Below are 1,942 nucleotides of genomic sequence, written 5' to 3' on the forward strand. Positions count from 1 at the left end.
CATGCAAAACGCCCCGGCGGAACCGGGGCGTTTCATCTGTTTCAGTGACTGTGTGTCATTCAGTGCCTGTGTGTCACCACTTGATGCTCAGGCCGAGCTTGCCTGCGACATAGTGGTTCTTGCCCGGATTGTTCATGGCCGTACCGGCGGTGACATCGCCAAAGACAGCAAGCCTCCTGTCCTTCAGCTCATAGCGCCCGCCAAGGCCGATTTCGCCCCAGGTGCGTTCCTCATGACCGATCTTCACGCTCTGATCGGCAAGCTGCAGACGCGAACCCTTGCCCGCAAGGCGATGGCGCAGATTGGCAATGCCATGAACACTGGCTCGAACCGTCTTGCCGCCCTTGTCCTGCCAGCTCTTGGCATATTCAACCGCAACGCCACCACGCAGCGTAACCTGATCCTTCAGTTCAAACCGAACCGTATTGGCATCGGCATCGGTAAAGCTGTTGGCCGTGACATGGTTCCAGCTGAGCTGAACCTGCGGCGTCAGCGTCCAGTAGTCGTTCAGCCGCACCGACTTGCCAGCCTCAAGGCTGACATCATAGCTTTCAGCCTTCGCATTGCTCGCCAGCGCCTTGCTGACCTTGTCCGGGGAAAGCTCGCTCTTCAGCCTGCTATATTGCGCCTGTGCGTCAACATAGAGGCCATTGTCCGACAGCCAGGTCAGCGCGCCGCCCACACCATAGGCCTGCGTCTCGATCGCACCCTTGCCCAAAGCCGAGGCAATATCCGCATTGATCCGGCTATACCTGACCCAGACGCCGCCAAGCAGACGGTTGTCATTGGCTTCATGGAGCTGGTTGTCGAGACCAAGCGTGACCTTCCAGTCATTGGCGGTGTAGCGCGTGTGCAGATCGCTGCCGGCAAGGGCGGCATGGCGATGACCGGCTTCAGCCTGTCCCCAGACCAGACCAAGATCGGTCAGGATGTCATTGCCCTTCCAGGAAAGCCGGGCCTCTTCGCCGTCGCCTTCCTCGATCTGTGCCGCGCCCTGTCCGGCCCAGTAACGCTTGCCGATGCGCTCCTGCATGGTCGGCAGGCTGGTTGCCAAACGGACGATCTGGCCATAGGCAGCATAAACCGGAACGCCGGGCTGATAGGCCGCTGCGACAGTTTCAACATCTGCTGCCGCCTGATCTGCTGCCGCCTGATCTGCCGCAGCCTGATCTGCCGGCTGCGCATTGTCCCGGGCCGCTTGCGGCGCAATGGCCTGCGCTTCTGCCTGGGCAACAGCCTGTGGCGCATTCTCCTCGGCAGCACCAGCCTGCTGCCCAGTGTCAGCAGAAACACCCTGCTGGACTGTGGTCTCATTCTGCCCCTGCAGCTGTGCTGCTGCCTGAACATCCGCATCACTCTGCTGGGGAACGGCAGCAACTTGCTGCTTGCTCAGTGTCTTCTGAGACGGTCTGGCCTGCGCTACCGGCACCGCATCGTCAGCCTGCTGCATCTGGACAAGGTCTGCATTTTGCGGGTCAGACTGCGCTTGCACCGTCTCGTTCCCTGCGCCAGATGCCGTCATGTCGGCCACTCTGACATCAGGCTGCACCGTGTCCATTTGCACTTCCGGTGCGCCACCCGTATCATCTGTCGGCAGAATATCAGGCAGAACAACCTCTTCCTGCGTCGACGATTTCGCACCGCTTACCGCAGCCATCAGATCCCTTGCCTTCTGGAACAGATACTGTGTCAGTGACCCATTATTGTCAGTCGGCACTGGCTGGGAGGTTGCAGGAACTGGCTGCGATGACGCCGCACCATTCACTGAGACCGTGAGGATTCCATCCTGCTCATGCAGAATTTGGGTTGGCGTTACAATCGTCGTAGCTTCACTTGCCGAATGCACTTCTGCAACGCTGAGAGCCCGACTCAAAATTTCATTTTTGCGATACGCCTCGTCATTCGCCTGATTGAGGAGATGAGCATCCAAGCTTGTGACGAT

General features: G+C 59.3%; 1 protein-coding gene. It reads right to left on the bottom strand.

Annotated features, from left to right (window positions below; translation table 11 throughout):
- Positions 1 to 73: 73 nt before the first annotated feature.
- The gene (locus ACFO1V_RS04090; protein ID WP_380075062.1) at positions 74 to 1,657 is read right to left on the bottom strand and encodes an autotransporter outer membrane beta-barrel domain-containing protein; all 1,584 of its coding nucleotides are present in this window, start codon (positions 1,655 to 1,657) and stop codon (positions 74 to 76) included.
- Positions 1,658 to 1,942 lie beyond the last annotated feature (285 nt).

This window comes from Daeguia caeni (assembly GCF_042653845.1).
Taxonomy (GTDB): domain Bacteria; phylum Pseudomonadota; class Alphaproteobacteria; order Rhizobiales; family Rhizobiaceae; genus Brucella; species Brucella caeni.